The organism is Lysobacter sp. A378, from assembly GCF_054052125.1.
On the sequence record NZ_JBSVRK010000001.1, the window covers coordinates 77850 to 97006 of the forward strand.

General features: G+C 66.2%; 13 protein-coding genes. 8 read left to right on the forward strand and 5 right to left on the reverse strand.

Annotated features, from left to right (window positions below):
* The first annotated feature begins 5 nt into the window (after positions 1 to 5).
* Positions 6 to 3476: a hybrid sensor histidine kinase/response regulator gene (locus tag ACW7G1_RS00325; RefSeq protein ID WP_456977784.1), complete on the forward strand. Its 3471-nt coding sequence runs from the start codon at positions 6 to 8 to the stop codon at positions 3474 to 3476.
* On the opposite strand, the gene ACW7G1_RS00330 is transcribed toward ACW7G1_RS00325, so the two are convergent.
* Together ACW7G1_RS00330 and acs are read right to left on the reverse strand one after the other, a co-directional pair.
* A complete protein-coding gene (locus ACW7G1_RS00330) occupies positions 3448 to 4116 on the reverse strand; it encodes a response regulator (protein WP_456977785.1) in 669 nt (222 codons plus the stop codon). The two genes, ACW7G1_RS00325 and ACW7G1_RS00330, sit on opposite strands and share 29 nt — an antisense overlap.
* Before the next feature lie 9 nt (positions 4117 to 4125).
* Positions 4126 to 6093 (reverse strand): acetate--CoA ligase, encoded by a 1968-nt coding sequence (acs, locus tag ACW7G1_RS00335; protein ID WP_456977786.1) that lies wholly within the window; start codon positions 6091 to 6093, stop codon positions 4126 to 4128.
* Between the two features lie 223 nt (positions 6094 to 6316).
* On the opposite strand from acs, the gene ACW7G1_RS00340 reads away from it, so the two are divergent.
* The 3 genes from ACW7G1_RS00340 to ACW7G1_RS00350 all read left to right on the forward strand — a co-directional run bounded on the left by ACW7G1_RS00340 (position 6317) and on the right by ACW7G1_RS00350 (position 9854).
* Positions 6317 to 7705 carry a DcaP family trimeric outer membrane transporter gene (locus ACW7G1_RS00340; protein ID WP_456977787.1) on the forward strand — a complete coding sequence of 463 codons (1389 nt, stop codon included), beginning with the start codon at positions 6317 to 6319 and terminating at the stop codon, positions 7703 to 7705.
* Positions 7706 to 7736: 31 nt separating this feature from the next.
* Positions 7737 to 9404, forward strand: coding sequence for an MFS transporter (locus ACW7G1_RS00345; RefSeq protein ID WP_456977788.1), 1668 nt, complete (start codon positions 7737 to 7739; stop codon positions 9402 to 9404).
* Between the two features lie 156 nt (positions 9405 to 9560).
* A complete protein-coding gene (locus ACW7G1_RS00350; RefSeq protein WP_456977789.1) occupies positions 9561 to 9854 on the forward strand; it encodes a DUF2218 domain-containing protein in 294 nt (97 codons plus the stop codon).
* Between the two features lie 22 nt (positions 9855 to 9876).
* On the opposite strand, the gene ACW7G1_RS00355 is transcribed toward ACW7G1_RS00350, so the two are convergent.
* Positions 9877 to 10212: a hypothetical protein gene (locus ACW7G1_RS00355; RefSeq protein ID WP_456978792.1), complete on the reverse strand. Its 336-nt coding sequence runs from the start codon at positions 10210 to 10212 to the stop codon at positions 9877 to 9879.
* A gap of 102 nt (positions 10213 to 10314) precedes the next feature.
* On the reverse strand, positions 10315 to 11499 hold the full coding sequence (locus tag ACW7G1_RS00360) for a DesA family fatty acid desaturase (RefSeq protein ID WP_456977790.1): 1185 nt from the start codon (positions 11497 to 11499) through the stop codon (positions 10315 to 10317).
* A gap of 182 nt (positions 11500 to 11681) precedes the next feature.
* On the opposite strand from ACW7G1_RS00360, the gene mutM reads away from it, so the two are divergent.
* The 3 genes from mutM to ACW7G1_RS00375 all read left to right on the forward strand — a co-directional run bounded on the left by mutM (position 11682) and on the right by ACW7G1_RS00375 (position 16213).
* Positions 11682 to 12521, forward strand: a complete 840-nt coding sequence (gene mutM, locus ACW7G1_RS00365) for a bifunctional DNA-formamidopyrimidine glycosylase/DNA-(apurinic or apyrimidinic site) lyase (RefSeq protein WP_456977791.1) — start codon at positions 11682 to 11684, stop codon at positions 12519 to 12521.
* Between the two features lie 128 nt (positions 12522 to 12649).
* Positions 12650 to 13249 carry an ECF-type sigma factor gene (locus ACW7G1_RS00370; RefSeq protein ID WP_456977792.1) on the forward strand — a complete coding sequence of 200 codons (600 nt, stop codon included), beginning with the start codon at positions 12650 to 12652 and terminating at the stop codon, positions 13247 to 13249.
* Between the two features lie 99 nt (positions 13250 to 13348).
* A complete protein-coding gene (locus ACW7G1_RS00375) occupies positions 13349 to 16213 on the forward strand; it encodes a protein kinase domain-containing protein (RefSeq protein ID WP_456977793.1) in 2865 nt (954 codons plus the stop codon).
* 24 nt (positions 16214 to 16237) lie between these two features.
* Here the strand turns inward: ACW7G1_RS00375 and ACW7G1_RS00380 are convergent, their stop codons facing one another.
* Positions 16238 to 16876: a thymidine kinase gene (locus ACW7G1_RS00380; protein WP_456977794.1), complete on the reverse strand. Its 639-nt coding sequence runs from the start codon at positions 16874 to 16876 to the stop codon at positions 16238 to 16240.
* A gap of 81 nt (positions 16877 to 16957) precedes the next feature.
* On the opposite strand from ACW7G1_RS00380, the gene ACW7G1_RS00385 reads away from it, so the two are divergent.
* A complete protein-coding gene (locus ACW7G1_RS00385; protein ID WP_456977795.1) occupies positions 16958 to 18937 on the forward strand; it encodes a UvrD-helicase domain-containing protein in 1980 nt (659 codons plus the stop codon).
* The last annotated feature ends 220 nt before the right edge of the window (positions 18938 to 19157 follow it).

Here is a 19157-nt window from a genome sequence, read left to right on the forward strand (position 1 = left end):
CGCAATTGATTCCTGGCTGGGTACTGCTGCTGGTGTCGGTCGGCTACGTCGGCATGCTGTTCGGGGTCGCGTATTACGGCGATCAACGCGAAGCGATGCCGAAACATCGCTGGGTACGACCGGCGGTGTACTCGCTGGCGCTGGCGGTCTACTGCTCGTCGTGGACGTTTTACGGCGCGGTCGGCACCGCCGCGCGCACCGGCCTGGGCTTCCTGCCGATCTATCTGGGGCCGCTGTTGCTGTTGCTGTTCGGTTGGCGGCTGCTGGAACGGCTGGTGCTGATCTCCGACGAGCAGCGGATCACCTCGATCGCCGACTTCCTTTCCTCGCGCTATGGCCGCGCGCCAGGGCTGGCGGCGCTGGTCTCGCTGCTCGCGCTGATCGCCGCGATTCCCTACGTGGCGCTGCAATTCAAGGCCGTGGCCGACAGCATCGAGGTACTCGCCGGGGTGCCGGACAACACCAGCCTGCTGGCGGATCCGGCGCTGTATATCGCGTTGCTGCTGGCGGTGTTCTCGATCCTGTTCGGCACCCGGCGGATCGATGCCACCGAGCACCATCACGGCATGGTGCTGGCGGTAGCGCTGGAGTCGCTGGTCAAACTGGTGGCGTTCATCGCCGTGGGTATCTTCGCGCTGATGCACCTGCCGGGCGTCGGCGGCCTGGGCGAGCGCATCGTGCAGGCGGCCGATACCGTCACCCGGCCTGGTTTGCCGGCGGGCTTCGTCGCCCAGACCCTGCTCGCCTTCACCGCATTGATCTGCCTGCCTCGGCAGTTCCACGTCGCAGTGGTGGAATGTCAGAACGTCGGCGACCTGCGGGTCGCGCGCTGGTTCTTCGGCGGCTACCTGATATTGATCAGCCTGATGATCGTGCCTATCAGCCTCGCCGGCCAGGCCGTGCTGGGTGACAGCGGGGTATCGCCCGACACTTACGTGCTCGCGCTGCCGTTGGCAATGGACCAGAGCCTGCTGGCACTGATGGTCTACATCGGCGGATTCTCCGCCGCCACCGGCATGGTGATCGTGACCAGCGTGGCGCTGGCAACGATGGTCAGCAATGACCTGATCATGCCGGCACTGTTGCGTACCGGCGCCCTCAGCCGCACCGGGCCGGGTATCGAGAAGCGGGTGCTGTGGGTACGCCGGGTCACGATTATCGGCTTGGCGCTGATGGCCTATGCCTATGCCCGGGGGTCCGGTGACGGCAGTCTCGCCCAGCACGGCCTGCTGGCGTTCGCCGCGGTTGCCCAGTTCGCACCGGCACTGATCGGTGGCCTGTACTGGCGCGGTGCGAGCCGCACCGGTGCGCTGGCCGGAATCGCCGCTGGCGCATCGTTGTGGTTCTACACCTTGTTGTTGCCGAGCCTGGCCACCGGGGGCTGGATCGCTTCGGACTGGGTCGATGTCGGCCCGTTCGGCATTGCCTGGTTGCAACCGGAGCAACTGTTCGGCCTGGTGGGTTGGGACAGCCTGACCCATGGAGTGTTCTGGTCGCTGCTGCTCAACACCAGCGCCTTTGTCTACGTCTCCGCACACCAGCGGCCGCGGTTGCAGGAGCAACTGCGGGCGGCGCCATTCCTGGACCCGTATCGACAGCGACCGCCGCTCGGCCCCGGCGGCTGGGCCGGAAACGTGCGCGGTGGCGACCTGTTGGCGTTGGCCGAACGCATCGTCGGTGGACGTCATGCCCGACGCTCCTTCCAGGACTATGCCGGTCGGCAAGGTCAGCCTTGGAACCCGGAACAGCTTGCCGACCGCGCGCTCGCCCAGTTCACCGAGCGCCTGCTCGCCGCCGCGATCGGTGCTGCCTCGGCGCGGCTCACCTTGACCAGTGCCCTGCGCGGATCGGGCATGGAACTGGGCGAGGTGGTGGCGCTGCTGGACGAAGCGAACCAAGAGCTGCGCTTCAACCGCCAGGTGCTGGCGACCACGCTGGAAAACATCAGCCAGGGCGTCAGCGTGGTGGACGCGGAGCTGTGCCTGGTGGCCTGGAACCGCCGTTACCAGGAGATGTTCGACTACCCGCAGGGCATGTTGTACGTCGGCCGTCCGGTCGCGGACCTGCTGCACTGGAATGCCGAGCGCGGCGAGATGGGTCCGGGGGATACCGAGACCCAGGTGCAGCGCCGGATCGAACACCTTGGTGTCGGCGCGCCGCATGTGTCCGAACGCGTGCGCGCCAACGGCCAGGTGATCGAGCTGCGGGGCCGGCCGCTTGATGGGGGCGGCTATGTCACCAGCTACAGCGACATCACCGATTACAAACGCGTCGAGCGCGCGCTGCGTGAATCCAACGAGACACTGGAGCAGCGCGTCGAGCAGCGCACCCGTGAGGCCGAGGACGCACAGCAATCCAGGACGCGCTTTCTTGCCGCGGTCAGCCACGACCTGCTGCAACCGCTCAACGCCGCACGACTGTTCACCTCGGCCCTGCGCGAGAGTGACGAGTCTGTCGAGCAGGGCCGCCTGGCCGAACGCGTCGATGCCTCCCTGCGCGCCGCCGAGGACCTGCTCGATGGGCTGCTCGATATCTCCCGCCTCGACGCCGGTGCACTGCGCCCGGAGATCGCCGACTTCGACGTCAACGAACTGCTGCGCGAACTGGCCGCCCAGCATTCACCGATAGCCGCCAGTCGCGGCCTGCAATTGCGGGTGCGCGCGCCGGCCGCCCCGCTGATGGTTCGCACCGACCGCCGGCTGCTGCGCCGCGCACTGCAGAACTTCCTCGCCAATGCCTTGCGCTATACCCGCGATGGCGGTGTGCTGATCGCCGCACGCGTGCGCGAGGGCGCCGTCGAGCTGCAGGTCTGGGATACCGGGCCAGGGGTCTCACCGCACCACCTCGGGCAGATCTTCGATGAGTTCCGCCGCTTCGACCACCCCGGCCGCGGCGAGCGTGGCCTCGGCCTGGGGCTGTCGATCTGCCAACGTATCGCCCGCACCTTGGACCATCCGCTGGGCGTGCGTTCGCGGGTCGGTGCCGGCAGCGTGTTCTCGATTACCGTGCCATTCGGCCGAGCACGTTTCCCCGACGTCTCCGCGTCCGCCCCGCGCACCGAAGGCATTACCGATTCCCTCACCGGCCTGCGTGTGTTGTGCATCGACAACGACCGCGAGATCCTCGAAGGCATGCGCGCCCTGCTCACCCGCTGGCACGTTGTCAGCCTGACCGCCGCCACCGTCGACGAGGCCATCGCCGTGCTGGACGCGTTGCCGGCCGGTGAAGCTCCCGACGTCGCCCTGGTCGACTACCACCTGCACGACCGCCTGGACGGCCTGGGCATCATCGACCTGCTGCGCGAACGCCTCGGCCCCGGCCTGCCAGCCGCGTTGCTGACCGGCGACGGCAGCGACGCGCTCAAGCACGCCGCCCGCGAGCATCACTGCCTGGTGTTGACCAAACCGATCAAGCCGGCGTCGCTGCGCGCGTTCCTGGCGGCCGGGGTCACTCGCCTTCCTCCGGCGGCAACGTGATGTTGCCCGGATCCAACGCCAGTCGGCCGGCAATCAGCACCGCCTGGGTGCGGTTGTTGGCGCCGAGCTTGCGCAGGATCGCGGTGACGTGGGCTTTGACGGTGGCCTCGGAGACGGTGAGCTCGTAACCGATCTGCTTGTTCAACAAGCCCGAGCCGAGCATCTGCAGGACGCGGAATTGCTGCGGGGTGAGGTCGCGCAGGCGGCGGGCAGCATCGTGTTCATCGGGATCTGCGGCCGGGGCGTTGAAGGCGGCGGACGGAGCCCAGCGATCGCCCGCCAGGACGGTACCGATCGCCTCACCCAGTGTGGCCACATCGGCGGACTTTGGAATGAAGCCGACCGCGCCGTGGTCCAGCGCGCGCCGCATCACCGCCGGCTCCTCACGCGCGGACACCACCACGATCGGCAACTGCGGACGCAAGGCACGCAAGTGCACCAACGCACTGAAGCCCTGCGCGCCGGGCATGTTCAGGTCGAGCAACAACAGATCGGCATCCGGCTCGGCTTCGACCAGCGCGTACAGGGCGCCCACGCTGTCGGCCTCGCACAGACGCGCTGTCGGCAGCACCCGTGCAACCACCCCGCGCAGGGCTTCGCGGAAGAGCGGATGGTCGTCGGCAATCAGCAGGGTCGGCATGGGCGGACGCTACGGGACGCGGCGCTCCTTGACCAGCGAATCGACTACGGCCGGATCGGCCAGGGTGCTGGTGTCGCCGAGTTGATCCGGCGCGTTCTCGGCAATCTTGCGCAGGATGCGACGCATGATCTTGCCCGAGCGGGTTTTGGGCAGACCCGGCGCCCATTGCAGGTGGTCGGGAGTCGCAATCGGGCCGATTTCGGCCCGCACGTGCTTGACCAGTTCCGCGCGCAATGCATCGCTGGGCTGCTCGCCGGCAATCAGGGTCACGTAGGCATAGATGCCCTGGCCCTTGATGTCGTGCGGGAAGCCGACCACGGCGGCCTCGGCGACCTTGTCATGCGAGACCAGCGCGCTCTCCACCTCGGCGGTGCCGATGCGGTGTCCGCTGACGTTGATCACATCGTCCACCCGGCCGGTGATCCAGTAGTCGCCGTCGGCGTCGCGGCGACAGCCATCGCCAGTGAAATAGGTGCCCGGATAGGTCTTGAAGTAGGTGTCGATGAAACGCTGGTCATCGCCGTAGACGGTGCGCATCTGGCCCGGCCAGGAATCGACGATGACCAGGTTGCCCTCACCCTCGCCTTCGATGAAATTGCCGTTGGTGTCGACAATCGCCGGCTGGATGCCGAAGAACGGATTGGTGGCGCAGCCCGGCTTGAGGTCGGTCGCACCCGGCAGCGGCGAGATCAGGATGCCGCCATTCTCGGTCTGCCACCAGGTGTCCACGATCGGGCAACGGCCGTCACCGACGACGTCGTAGTACCAGCGCCAGGCCTCGGGATTGATCGGCTCACCGACGCTGCCCAGCAGGCGCAGTGATTTGCGTGAGGTCGCCTTGACCGGCTCGTCGCCCTCGCGCATCAGCGCGCGGATCGCGGTCGGCGCGGTGTAGAAAATCGTGACCTGGTGCTTGTCGATGACCTGCCAGAAGCGCGAGGCGTCCGGGTAGTTTGGAACGCCCTCGAACACCAGCGAGGTGGCGCCGTTGGCCAGCGGTCCGTAGACGATATAGCTGTGGCCGGTGACCCAACCGACATCGGCGGTGCACCAGTAGACGTCGTCCTCGCGCAGGTCGAACACCGCTTCGTGGGTGTAGCTGACATACACCAGGTACCCGCCGGTGGTGTGCAGCACGCCCTTGGGTTTGCCGGTGCTGCCGGAGGTGTAGAGGATGAACAATGGGTCCTCGGCATTCATGCGCTCGGGCTCGCACTCGACCGGCTGCCCGTCGACCACGGCGTCATACCAGCGGTCACGCGGCATCTGCATGTCGACCGCGGCGCGGGTATGGCGTACCACCAGCACGGTCTCGACGCTGTTGGTCCCGGGCAGTTTCAGCGCGGCATCGACATTGACCTTCAACGGCACCCGTTTGCTGCCACGCAAGCCTTCGTCGGCGGTGATGATCAACTTGCTGCCGCTGTCAGCCACACGGTCGGCGATCGAGTGGGCCGAGAAGCCGCCAAACACCACCATGTGCACCGCGCCGATGCGCGAGCAGGCGAGCATCGCGATCGCCGCTTCGGGGATCATCGGCAGGTAGATGGTGACCCGGTCGCCCTTGCCGATGCCCAGCGCGCGCAGGGCGTTGGCCAGCTTGCATACGCGCTGGTGCAGTTCGCGGTAGGTGATGTTCTGCGCGGCGGCGTCAGGGCTGTCGGGCTCGAACACCAGCGCGGTCTTGTCGCCGTGGGTCGCCAGGTGGCGGTCCAGGCAGTTGACGCTGACGTTGAGCTCGCCGTCCTCGTACCAGCGGATGCGGAAATCGGCCAGATCGAAGCTGGTGTTCTTGATCCTGGTCGGCTTGGTCATCCAGTCCAGCCGCTCCGCCACCTGCCCCCAGAACTGGTCCGGGTGCGCGACCGACTGCGCGTACAGGCGCTGGTAGTCGTCCTGGGTGATGCGGGTATCGACGGCGAATCCGGGCTTGACCGGATAGACCGCGATGGGCTGGTTCGAGACGGGCTCGCTCATGACGCACTCCGATATGCAGTTGCGGGGCCGGCACGCGGCGGGTGCCAGGAGCGTCAGTGTGCCGCATCGACCGGGGCGGTCGGTAAACCTCGCCTTAGACCTTGGTCGTAATCGGCAGGATGAACAGGGGCATCTACGACCAAAGGTGAATGGTTGTGCAGTGCGGTGGCCACGCAGTCTGCCTGCGAACCGTGCAAACGACGCGGTTTCCATGGGAGGGAACATGTCCAATCGCAAGCCGTCGTACGGCGTGACCACGCTCCACAAGCGACCGATCCCCAAGCGACCGCTCGCCGCGGCGTTGCTGGTCGCAATGGCATTGCCCGGCTTCGCCTACGCGCAAACAGCCAAGGAGGTCGAGCTGGAGGCCCGCGTGGTCGAGCTGGAGAAGATGGTCCAGCAACTGGTGTCGCAGCAACAGCAGGCCATCACCACTACCGAAGCGGTGCCGGCCACCCCGGCCGCGACCGCGGTAGCCGACGGCAAGGCGATCCAGGCCACCACCATCACGCCGTCCGCGGCACCTGGCACCGCCTTCAGCTTCGGCGGCTTCATCAAGCTCGACGCGATGGTCACCGACACCAGCGACGGGCGCATCGCCGACGGCTCGGCGGGCCGGTTGTTCTATGTCCCCAGCACGATTCCGGTTGGCCCCGACGGTGCCGAGGGCGGCGATGCCTATACCGACGTGCATGCGCAGTTCTCGCGCTTCTGGCTCGCCGCCGACCACGTCACCGACGCCGGCGACAAGGTCAAGGCCTACATCGAGGCCGACATGTACGGCGGCGGCAGCAATTCATTGCTCGGCAACGAGACCTCGACCAACACCTACGGTGTGTCCCTGCGCCACGCCTACGTGAGCTGGAACAACTGGCTGGCCGGCCAGACCTGGTCGAACTTCCAGGACACCGCCGCGCTGCCGGATTCGGTCGACTTCGTCGGCCCGACCGACGGCGTGATCTTCGTGCGCCAAGCCCAACTGCGTTACACCAGCGGCCCGTGGTCGTTCTCGCTGGAGAACCCGCAGACCACCGTCACCCCGTACCTCGCCGCCGGCCCGCGCTTCAACAGTGGCGACAACATCGCCCCCGACGCCACCGCGCGCTGGCTCACCAAGGGCGACTGGGGCCACTTCACCGTGGCCGGCCTGCTGCGCCAGTTCAAGGCTGGCGAAGAGACCGCGACCGGCGGCGCGCTCAGCGCCTCGGGCAAGTTCAACCTCGGCGCCAACGATGACATCCGCTACGCGATCAACGGCGGCAGCGGCATCGGTCGTTACCTCGCGTTCGGCCTGGGCAGCGACGTGGTTCAGGACGCCGACGGCGACCTCGAGGCGCTGGACGGCTACGGCGGCTATGTCGCGTGGCGCCACGCGCTGAGTCCGAAGCTGCGCGGCAACCTGATGTACTCGGCCGCGCACTTCGACAACGACGTCGGAATCACCGGCCAGGGCGTGACCGAGCGTGCCCACTCGCTGCGCGCCAACCTCATCTATTCGCCGTTCCCCAAGCTCGACATCGGCGCGGAGCTGAGCGTCGGCCAGCGCTTCCTCGAGGACGACCGCGAGGGCAACCTGAGCCGCCTGCACACCACCGTCAAGTACAGCTTCTAACGCATCGCCCAACCCGAAGGGAAACCACCTTATGTCTACCGTCAATCCCGCCGCCGGCTCACTGCCGAAGGTCACCATCACCAAGGAACAGCGCAAGGTCATCATCGCGTCCAGCCTTGGCACCGTGTTCGAGTGGTACGACTTTTATCTGTACGGTTCACTGGCGGCGATCATCGCGCACCAGTTCTTCAGTGGCGTCAACGAGACCACCGGTTTCATCTTCGCGCTGCTGGCGTTTGCCGCCGGTTTCGCGGTGCGTCCCTTCGGCGCGATCGTGTTCGGCCGCATCGGCGACATGGTCGGGCGCAAGTACACGTTCCTGATCACCATCGTGATCATGGGCATCTCGACCTTCCTGGTCGGCATGCTGCCCAGTTACGCATCCATCGGCATCACTGCGCCGATCATCCTGGTGGTTCTGCGAATGCTGCAGGGGCTGGCGCTGGGCGGTGAGTACGGCGGCGCCGCGACGTATGTGGCCGAACATGCCCCGCACGGCCGGCGCGGCCTGTTCACCAGCTTCATCCAGACCACCGCGACGGTCGGGCTGCTGTTGTCGCTGGTGGTGATCCTGAGCGTGCGCGGAATCCTGGGCGAAGAGGCGTTCGAACAATGGGGCTGGCGCATCCCGTTCCTGATCTCCATCGTGCTGGTCGGCGTGTCGGTGTGGATCCGCATGCAGCTGGCCGAATCGCCGATGTTCCAGAAAATGAAGGACGAAGGCACGCTGTCGAAGGCACCGATCACCGAGAGCTTCTTCTCGAAGAACGGCCGCATCGTGTTGCTGGCCCTGCTGGGCGCCACCGCCGGCCAAGCCGTGGTCTGGTACACCGGGCAGTTCTACGCAATGTACTTCCTCACCCAGTCATTGAAGGTCGATCCGACGACGACCTGGTTGCTGATTGGTGGCGCGTTGCTGATAGGCACACCGTTCTTCGTGTTCTTCGGCTGGTTGTCGGACAAGATCGGCCGCAAGAAGATCGTGATGGCCGGCTGCCTGATTGCCGCACTGACCTACTTCCCGCTGTTCAAGGCATTGACCCACTACGCCAACCCGGCGATCGAGGAAGCCAGCGCCTCATCCCCGGCACTGGTCCTGGCCGATCCGGCCACCTGCAGTTTCCAGTTCGATCCGGTCGGCAAGAAGCAGTTCACCAGTTCCTGCGACATCGCCACCGCGGCCCTGGCCAAGGCCGGCGTGCCGTATGACGTGGAACCCGCGCCGGCAGGCAGCGTGGCAATGGTGATGATTGGCGATGTCGAGGTCGGCAGCTACGAGGCGAAGGGTCTGGCGAAGGAGGTTGCAGCCACCAGGGCCAGCGAATTTGGCAGCTCGCTGAAGACCGTGCTGACCACCGCCGGCTACACCGAGAAGGCCGAGGATGCACGCATCAACAAACCCATGGTGCTGCTGATCCTGACCATCCTGGTGCTGTACGTGACCATGGTCTACGGGCCGATCGCGGCGTGGCTGGTGGAGCTGTTCCCGACCAGGATCCGCTATACCTCGATGTCGCTGCCGTACCACATCGGCAACGGCTGGTTCGGCGGCTTCCTGCCCACCATCTCGTTCGCACTGGTGGTCGCCACCGGCAACATCTACTACGGGCTGTGGTACCCGATCATCATCGCGTTGATGACGTTCGTGGTCGGCTCGCTGTTCCTGCGCGAGACCAAGGACGTGGATATCACCTTGTAGCGCGGCGGATTCAACTTTGAAGTGCACGGTCGCCTTTCGTTGCGACCGTGCCACTGCCAACCCCCGCGTCAGTGCAGCAGGGACAACACCGGCCTCGTGCCGGTGTTGTCTTTTGTGGATAATGAGAATGACTCTCAACTGACAGAGGTAGAACCAATGCACTCCACCCATTCGCTCATTACCGTCACCGACCTGGGGCCGGCCAAGCTTATCGGCCGTTTGGCGAAGCACTGGTCACACAAGCTCGAAGTGGAGCACGACGACACCGGCGCCCGGATCGTATTCGGCAACGCGGTATGCGTGCTGCGAGTGCAGGGCGACACCATTGCCGCGACCATCGAAAGCGCGGACAGCGCAGAGCTCGAGAAGCTGGAGCCGATAGTCGCCGAGCACCTGCAACGCATGGCGCGCGGTGAGGCGTTGTCGATCCAGTGGCAGCGACAGGGCTGAACCGCCTGCCGGGCTTACGCCGTTAGCGCGGCGGCGGCGCGGCCAGTTCGCGCGCATCGAGAAAGCCATCGCTATTGAGGTCCTGGCGATGGAACGCGGCGGCCAGGGCCGCCAGGTGCTGGGCCTGGGTCACTGGACGGCCGCGGCCACCCGGCAGCTCGACCGGGTCGAGCACACCGTCACCGTCCACGTCCATGCGCTCGAATGCGTACCCCATCCACTGCTGGTACTCGACCAGCGAAACGCGGCCATCACGATCGGTGTCCATGCGCTGCAGGTAGTCGCCGGTCGCATCGACCCGTGACTGTGCCGATGCCGGCGGCGCAATCACGGCGCCAGGCACCGACAGCACGAACATCAGCAGCAACGGCTTGGCACGCATCGTCGATAACTCCTGCAACAGGCGGGCAGACAAAAGGGGCGTCGCCGCCCCTCTTGTCCGGGTAGGCCCTGCGGGCGGTCAGGCCCGCGCGGGCACCAGGGTGTAGCCCTTCATCCGTGCCGAGAATTGCTGCAAGGCGTGGTTGCCACTGTTCTCCGCTTCCACGCACCAGTCATGCAGGCGCTGCAGCGTTGCCTGGGCATCGTGGGACCGGTCGTCAAGCACCTGCTGCAGGCGTTGGCGGTATTCGGCCAGTGTCGCCATGTGCGGACGATCGGCCAACCACGCCTGCAACCGTTCGCGCTTTTCGTCATCAAGCCAGCGACCGCCATCGGCGAGCCCCTTGCGCAGCTTGCGCGGCAACTTCTCGTCACTGGCACGCAAGGTCGGCAACGTGACCTTGCGGTAGTAATCGGTCATTGCCTGGAAGCGGATCGCCAGCAGCGCCTTCAGCGTCTCCCGGTCGGGCATGGCGATGTTGGGGCGCACGTCCAGGGTCGGCGCGACGCGAAGCACCTTCGCCAATCGCAATGCCTGCAGCACCCGGATGGCGCTCCAGCCGATGTCGAACTCGAACTTGCGCAGGGCAAACTTGGCCGAGCTGGGGAATGCGTGATGGTTGTTGTGCAGCTCTTCCCCGCCAATCCAGAACGCCCACGGAATCAGGTTGGTGGCCTTGTCGGTGGTCTCGAAGTTGCGATAACCCCACCAATGGCCCAGTCCGTTGACCACGCCAGCGGCCCACAGCGGGATCCACAACATCTGGATCGCCCAGATCGCCACGCCGGCAAAGCCGAACAGCGCAAAACTGATCAGCAACAACAACACCGGACCCTTGGTCGCATGCGGCGTATACAGGTGCCGCTCGATCCAGTCATCCGGGCAACCCTTGCCGTATTTCTCGATCGACGCGCGGTCACTGCGGGCCTCGCGGTACAACTCCACGCCACGCCAGAACACCGTGGCGATGCCCTTGGTGACCGGGCTGTGCGGGTCTTCCTCGGTCTCGCACATCGCGTGGTGCTTGCGGTGGATGGCCACCCACTCCCGGGTGATCATCGAGGTCGTCAGCCAGGTCCAGAAACGGAAGAAGTGGTTGACCACCGGGTGGAAATCGACGCCGCGATGGGTCATCGACCGATGCAGGTACAAGGTCACCGCAAAGATGGTCAGCTGGGTAACCACCAGCAAATAGACCAGCAGCCCGACAATGCCGGCCTGCAGCACGCCGCCGGCGAGAAAATCGAGTAGTGAAACGGGCATTTCCAGACTCCGGAAAACAAGTGGCCACATGGCTCGGCCGCACAGGTAATGATGCCACTGTCGCCAGTTCAATGCTTGCTGGCGGGCACCTGTCACGACTGGGCCATTCAGCGGCAACCGCCCTCACGCAGCTGAATGGCCCAGTCGAACCCGGGTGGTGCGCGCCGCCGTAGACTCTCGCCATGCCGGAACTTCCTGAAATCGAGACCACACGTGCCGGTCTGGCACCACACCTGACCGGGCACCAGGTCACCGCCGTGACATTGCGCCGGGACTCGCTACGGTGGCCGATTCCCACCGAGATCGGCAGCGCGCTGCGCGGCCAGCGGATCGATGCGGTGCGCCGACGGGCAAAGTACCTGCTGCTCGATACCGCCGCCGGCAGCGCGCTGATCCACCTGGGCATGTCGGGCAGCCTGCGGGTGCTGCCAGCCGGGACGCCGCTGCGGCCCCACGACCATGTCGATATCGGTATCGACGATGGCCGGGTCCTGCGTTTCAATGATCCGCGCCGCTTCGGCTGCCTGTTGTGGCAGCCTCCCGGGACGCTGCACCCGCTGCTGGCCTCATTGGGAGCCGAGCCGCTTGATACACCCGGCCTGGCCGATCCTGACGGCCTGGCCTTCGATGGCGACTACCTGTTTGCCCGCAGCCGCGGTCGGCGGGCTCCGGTGAAGTCATTCCTGATGGACCAGTCCATCGTCGTCGGCGTGGGCAACATCTACGCCGCCGAGGCGCTGTTCGGCGCGGGAGTATCACCAACACGGCCTGCGGGTCGGGTCTCACGCGAGCGCTACCAACGCCTCGCCGCGGAGATCCAGCGGGTCCTGGCAGCGGCCATCGCCCAAGGCGGCACCACCTTGCGTGACTTCATCAGCCCCGACGGCAACGCGGGCTATTTCGTCCAGCAATTGTCGGTGTATGGGCGCGCTGGCGAACCGTGCCCGGCTTGTGGACGGACCTTGAAACACGCCCGGATCGGGCAGCGCTCCAGCGTCTGGTGCAACCACTGCCAGCGCTGATGCCGACAGGGCGGCCTTGGCGTCCTGTCTCCCGTAACCGCAAAACGCGAAAACGTATGCGCCAGCCCGGGTGAAACCTGTCGGGACGTTCACGTTATAGTCGAGAGTCCAACGCCTCAGGCAATACGATGGCCAGTCTCAATCAAATTGATGACGCTGAAGACATTGGCGACATCACCCTGATGCTGGACGCAGCGCGGGGCGGGGATCGTGCCGCGCTCGACCAGGTGTTGGCCACGCTGTACCAACAGCTGCACGCCATGGCCCGGCGCCAGCTCGCCGGCCAGCGTGGGCAGACCCTGGACGCCACCGCCCTGGTGCACGAGGCCTATCTGAAGTTGTCGAGCAAACGTGAGGCGACGTTTGATGATCGTTCGCACTTCTTTGCCTACGCCGCCTCGGCCATGCGCTCGGTGGTGGTCGATTACGCGCGCCAGCGACTGGCGAAGAAGCGTGGCGGCGACCTGCACCGGGTCACCGATCTGCCCGAGGACCTGGAAGGCGGGTTGCGGCTGGACGACGAGATGCTGGCCCTGGACATCGCGCTTACCCGGTTGGCGGCGGTCGACGCGCGCCTGGCGAAAGTGGTGGAGCTGCGTTACTTCGCCGGCTTGTCTGAGCTGGAGATCGCCACGCTGCTGGAGCGTTCCGAGCGCAGCATCCGGCGCGACTGGCAAAAGGCACGCCTGTTCCTGCTAGCCTCGCTGCGGGACGAGGCGGCAGGCTGACCACTGCGCTGCCGCAGTACCGGCATTCAGGGTGAGCAATCGCCGCAGTCGAGGGAGATCCGGCATGGCAGCGGTCAACGTTGTTGCGACGTACTGACGATGGACCCCGCGCGTTGGCAACGATTGTCGCCACTGCTTGACGAGCTGTTCGAGCTGCAACCCGATGCCCGCGCGCAACGTCTGCACGAATTACGCACCCAGGATGCCCAGGCGGCTGACGAGCTGGAAGCATTGATCGCGCTGGAAGACGCACGCGAGGACTTCCTGTCTCAACCCGTGATCACGACCGAGCGCGGCGTCCTGCCCGGCAGCACGGTCGGGCCTTATCAGCTCGAGTACCTGCTGGGCGAAGGGGGCATGGGGCAGGTCTGGCTGGGCGCGCGCGCCGACGGCCTGTACCAGCGTCGGGTCGCGGTGAAACTGCTACGGCCGGGCCTGGCCAATACCGACCTGCGCCTGCGCTTCACCCGCGAGCGGCAGATCCTCGCCCGCCTTGCCCATCCACACATCGCGCGGCTGCTGGACGCCGGCATCAGCACCGAAGGACTGCCCTACCTGGCGCTGGAGTATGTCGACGGCGCGCCCATCACCGACTACTGCCGCGACCATGACACGCCGCTGGAAACGCGGCTGCAGATGTTCGAGCAGATCTGCGGGGCGGTCAGCCACGCCCACGCCAACCTGATTGTCCATCGCGACCTGAAGCCGTCCAACATCCTGGTGACGCCGGCGGGTGAGGTGCGCCTGCTCGATTTCGGCATCGCCAAACTGCTCGACAGCGATATCGCGCCCGAGCAGACCCAGACCGGGACACGCGCCTTCACCCTGCACTACGCCGCTCCCGAGCAGATCCGTGGCGAGCCGGTCACCACGATGACCGACGTCTACTCGCTGGGGGTGGTGCTGTATGAACTGCTCGCCGACACCAAGCCGTACCGGTTGCGGCGCGACAGTGATGCAGCCTGGGAGGAGGCGATCCTGGCCCACGACCCGGTGCGTCCGTCCCAGGCGATGCTGCAACGCCCCCCTGACGCCACGGACCCGGACCAACCCCGCGACAGTGGTGCATGGCGGCGGCGGGCACGCGCCTTGTCCGGCGACCTGGACAACATCGTGTTGAAGACGCTGTCCAAGCGCCCCGAGCAACGCTACCCCTCGGTCGAGGCACTCGCCCAGGACCTGCAACGCTACGGCGCGGGTTTGCCCGTGCGGGCGCGACCACAAAGCCTGAACTACCAACTGCGCAAGTTTGTCAGCCGCCACCGCTGGCCGCTGGCCACCGGCAGCCTGACCGCGCTGGTCCTCACCGCATCGTTGGCGGTGGTCGCCTGGCAAGCGCGTGAGGCTGTCAATGAGGCCGCGCGTGCGCAAGCACTGCAGGCGTTCATGGTTGGCGTATTCGAAGGTGCCGGCGGTACCCGCGACGGGGAGCCGCTGGACCTGCGCGACCTGCTGGGGACGTCGGTGGAGCGCGCCAATCGCGAGCTGGCCCGTCAGCCACGGACGCTGGCCGAGATACTCGGCGTGGTGGCGCGGCTGCGCATCGGGCTGGGCGACTACCAGGAAGCGAAACTCCTGTTGGACCAGCAGGCGGGATTGATCGCGGGCAGCGACGCCGTGCCAAGCAGCCTGCAGCTGGAATCGCTGACCCAACGCGGCCGCGTGGCCCGCCTGTTGGGCGACCCGGCCGCATGCATCGCGCTGATGCAGCCGTCACTGGACAACGCTCGGGCCGAGCAGGCCAGGCTGCCACCGCAAGCCACCGAGTTTTACTCCCAGCTCGGCCGCTGCCGCCGGGCCAACGGCGAGCGCGGTGGTGCGCAGCGGTTGTTCGAGCGGTCGTTGATGCTGCGCCGTGAAGGCCATGCCAATCGCGTGGGGGAGGTGGAAAACTTGATGGATCTGGCCGGCCTGCATGCCGACGGGGGCCAGACCGCTGTCGCCCTGGCGGACTTCGAAACCGCGCGGGACAGCTTGTTGCGTGAAGCGGGCGACCGTCACCCGTTGCTGATCGACATCCACCGCAACCTCAGTCGCCTGCACCGCGCCCAGGGAGAGCTGGAACCGGCCCAGGGCGAACTTGAAACCGCGCTGGCGATCAGTACGGAGGTCCACGGGCCGCAGCATGCGACCACGCTGGCGGTGCGTCGCCAACTGGCCTCCATCCATTTCCAGCAAGGCCGCTACAGGCAGGCCGAAGCCGAACTGCGCGACAGCCATCGGCTGCTTGCCGCACGGCTCGGACCGAACCATCCCGATCTCGCCGACAGTTACCACGCGCTCGCCATGATCGAGTGGGAACAAGGTGATCTGGACGCTGCATCGGCGTCGCTGCGTCACCGGCTCACAATCCTCCGCGCCGACGACCGACCCGGGCCGGTCGCCGATGCGCTTCTGGGCCTGGCGTCGGTGTTGCATGCGGACGACCGCGACCCGCTCGCCCATCCCCTGCTGCTGGAGGCGCACGAGATCCGCCAGACCCTTCCCGGTATCGAAGACGGATCGGTCGGCGAGATCGATCGTCTTCTCGGCGAGGTCGAGATCGCCATGGGCCAAACCGGCCAGGGCGTGGAACGCCTGCAGCACGCCATCCGCCAGTTGCGGGGCGACTACGGCAACCACTATCCACTCACCCGACGTGCCGAGCTGGCCCTGGCCTACCAGCGTGCGTCCCGGTTTGCCGGATTGCCGGCCGCAGCCGCGGCTTTGGCGCAGCTGGATGCACTGGCGCAACTTCCGGATAACGACATCGAATTGCGCGACACGATCTGGCGCGCGCGCGCCTATGCAGCGCAACTTCGCTGTCATGGCCCCCAACGGCAGGATTCGTTGCGCCAGCTGGACCAGCTGGATCAGGACCTGCAGCAGGCCCGGCCGGAAGGGGGCGTGATACCGCGGGAGGTCGAAGCGATCCGTCTGGGCTGCAACGCGGGCAGATCCGCCCGGGCGGGGATCGGCGGCTGAGCATGCCGACCGGTCACCCGTCGGTCAGTCGCGGTCGCTGGGCTCAAGCGCGAGCGATGGCTGTTGCGGGGTGATCGTGCCTTCGCCACGCGCCACCTTCTTGAACTCGGCCCGCGATACCGACAGGTAACGCTCGTTGCCACCAATCTCGACCTGGGGACCGTCGCTTACCGCGCGGCCCTGCTCGTCTACGCGCACGGTCATGGTCGCCTTGCTGCCACTGTGGCAGATCGTCTTGATCTCGCTGATCTCGTCGGCCCAGGCGAGCAGGTACTGGCTGCCCTCAAACAATTCACCACGGAAATCCGTGCGCAAGCCATAGCAAAGCACCGGGATCCGGAGCGCATCGACCACTTCGGTCAACTGCCACACCTGCGATTTGTGCAGGAACTGCGCCTCGTCCACCAACACGCAATGCAACGCGCCATGGGCGGCGATATCGGCCGCCACCAGCGCCTGCAGATCCTGCCGCGAATCGAACACGGTCGCCGGCGCGCTCAGGCCGATGCGCGAAGCGACCGTGCCGCTGCCGACGCGGTCGTCCAGACGCGGCGCCAGGATCGCCACCCGCATCCCGCGCTCACGGTAGTTGTGCGCGGACTGCAGCAAGTTGGTGGTCTTGCCGGCGTTCATCGCCGAATAGTAGAAATACAGCTTGGCCATGACGGCATTTTACCGATTCGGGTCACCGTAGCGATCGCCGGTATGGGTGCGACAATGGGGATGGTCCACGACGGTCACTCCATGCACGGCCTCAATCCCCCCCAACGCGCCGCTGTCGAGCACATCGACGGCCCCCTGCTCGTGCTCGCCGGCGCCGGCAGCGGCAAGACCCGGGTGATCGTGGAGAAGATCGCGCACCTGATCGCGTCGGGCCGAATGCCGGCCAAGCGCATCGCCGCGATCACCTTCACCAACAAGTCCGCCAAGGAAATGCGCGAGCGCGTCGCCAAGCGCATCCGGGGTGACGGCGCCGAGGGGCTGACCATCTGCACCTTCCACGCGCTGGGCTTGCGTTTTTTGCAGATCGAGCACGCCAAGCTCGGCCTGCGCCGCGGCTTCTCGATCTTCGACAGCGACGACAGCGCGGCGCAGATCAAGGACCTGCTCGGCACCGGCACCAAACCCGATGCGCTGGATGCGATGCGCAACCTGATCTCGCGGGCGAAGAACTCCGGACTGTCGCCCGAGCAGGCGATGGCCGAGGCACGTACCGCGCGCGAGATCGACGCGGCGACGGTGTACGCGCTGTACCAGGCGCGGCTGGGCACGTTCAACGCGGTCGACTTCGACGACCTGATCCGGCTGCCGGTGCAGCTGCTGGAATGCGACCAGGAGTGCGCGCTGGGCTGGCGCGAGCGCATCGGCTACCTGCTGGTGGACGAGTGCCAGGACACCAACGACGCGCAGTACCGACTGCTCAAGGCGCTGGCCGGCCCGCGGGGGCTGTTCACCTGCGTGGGCGACGACGACCAGTCGATCTACGCCTGGCGCGGGGCGAACCCGGACAACCTGCTGTCACTGGGCACCGACTACCCGGCGCTGCGGATCATCAAGCTGGAGCAGAACTACCGCTGCTCCAACCGCGTGCTGCGCACCGCCAACGCGCTGATCGCCAACAACCCGCATGCGCACCCCAAGACCCTGTGGAGCGAGCAGGCCGACGGCGAGCGCATCCGCATCTGGGAGTGCCGAGACAACGCACACGAGGCGGAAAAAGTCGCCTCGGAAATCCAGTTTGTCGCCACCGCCCGGCAGGCGCCATGGAGCGATTTTTGCATCCTGTTCCGCGGGAACTTCCAGTCCCGCGCGCTGGAAAAGGCGTTGCAGCTGGTCAAGGTTCCGTACCACCTCTCCGGCGGTACCGCGTTCCTGGAGCGCGGCGAGGTCAAAGACGCGCTGTCCTGGCTGCGCCTGGTCGCCAACCCCGACGATGATGCTGCCTTCCTGCGCGCGGTGACCTCGCCCAAGCGTGAGGTCGGCGCGACCACTTTGTCCAGACTGGGCGAGCTGGCCCAGCGCGCCGGCATGCCGATGTCGCGCGCGGCCGAATCGGTCGGCGCACTGAAGCAGCTTCCGCCCCGTGCCGGCAACGCGCTCGACAACTTCGTCGGCATCCTGCGCGGCCTGCGCAACGACGCCCGCCGGATGACCCCGGCGGAACTGGTGCGCACGCTGGCCGACAAGTCCGGGCTGCTCGCCTCGATCCGTGCCCAATGCAAAGACGAGACCAGCTTCCAGCGCCGCAAGGCCAATCTGGAAGAGCTCGCCGACTGGTTCGACGGCGGCAAAGGCGCGGGACCAGGCGAGCTCGCCGCGCAGCTGGCCTTGCTCTCGCACGCCGACAAGGGCGATGCCGGCAACCAGGTCCGGCTGATGAGCCTGCACGGCGCCAAGGGTCTGGAATTCCGCTACGTCTTCATCGTTGGCGTCGAGGACGGCACCCTGCCGCACGAGGCCAGCATCGACGAAGGCAGCATCGAGGAAGAGCGCCGCCTGCTGTACGTCGGCATCACCCGCGCCAAGGAACAACTGTGGCTGTCTTACTCGAAAAAGGCGCAAAAATGGGGCGACACGATCCGCCTCAAACCGAGCCGTTTCTTCGACGAACTGCCCGCCGCCGAGATCCAGCGCGACGGTGCCGACCCGGTCGCCGACGCGGCCCGGAAGCAGGAGCGGGCAACCGCCGGATTGGCCGCAATCCGCGCGCTTTTAGACAACTGACGCAGCGCGGCAACATTTGCCGCACCGCACAATTATTTGTGATGAAAATCACGTTATAAGTAGCGATTACGGGCCTTTGTCGTCGATAAGTGCCTCTGTGCGTCATCAAGTATTTACCCCCGAGTCATTTTTCGTGCTATTGCTTTCGGCAAGGCAGTTGCCAGATCCATGGCAATTGCATGTACTCCGGCGTCCCCGATTTCATGCCCGGCGTAACTCC

Coding starts and splice junctions, on each gene's coding strand:
- ACW7G1_RS00330 (WP_456977785.1), bottom strand. CDS start 4,116: ATGCCGACCCTGCTGATTGCCGACGACCATCCGCTCTTCCGCGAAGCC.
- acs (WP_456977786.1), bottom strand. CDS start 6,093: ATGAGCGAGCCCGTCTCGAACCAGCCCATCGCGGTCTATCCGGTCAAG.
- ACW7G1_RS00340 (WP_456977787.1), top strand. CDS start 6,317: ATGTCCAATCGCAAGCCGTCGTACGGCGTGACCACGCTCCACAAGCGA.
- ACW7G1_RS00345 (WP_456977788.1), top strand. CDS start 7,737: ATGTCTACCGTCAATCCCGCCGCCGGCTCACTGCCGAAGGTCACCATC.
- ACW7G1_RS00350 (WP_456977789.1), top strand. CDS start 9,561: ATGCACTCCACCCATTCGCTCATTACCGTCACCGACCTGGGGCCGGCC.
- ACW7G1_RS00355 (WP_456978792.1), bottom strand. CDS start 10,212: ATGTTCGTGCTGTCGGTGCCTGGCGCCGTGATTGCGCCGCCGGCATCG.
- ACW7G1_RS00360 (WP_456977790.1), bottom strand. CDS start 11,499: ATGCCCGTTTCACTACTCGATTTTCTCGCCGGCGGCGTGCTGCAGGCC.
- mutM (WP_456977791.1), top strand. CDS start 11,682: ATGCCGGAACTTCCTGAAATCGAGACCACACGTGCCGGTCTGGCACCA.
- ACW7G1_RS00370 (WP_456977792.1), top strand. CDS start 12,650: ATGGCCAGTCTCAATCAAATTGATGACGCTGAAGACATTGGCGACATC.
- ACW7G1_RS00375 (WP_456977793.1), top strand. CDS start 13,349: ATGGACCCCGCGCGTTGGCAACGATTGTCGCCACTGCTTGACGAGCTG.
- ACW7G1_RS00380 (WP_456977794.1), bottom strand. CDS start 16,876: ATGGCCAAGCTGTATTTCTACTATTCGGCGATGAACGCCGGCAAGACC.
- ACW7G1_RS00385 (WP_456977795.1), top strand. CDS start 16,958: ATGCACGGCCTCAATCCCCCCCAACGCGCCGCTGTCGAGCACATCGAC.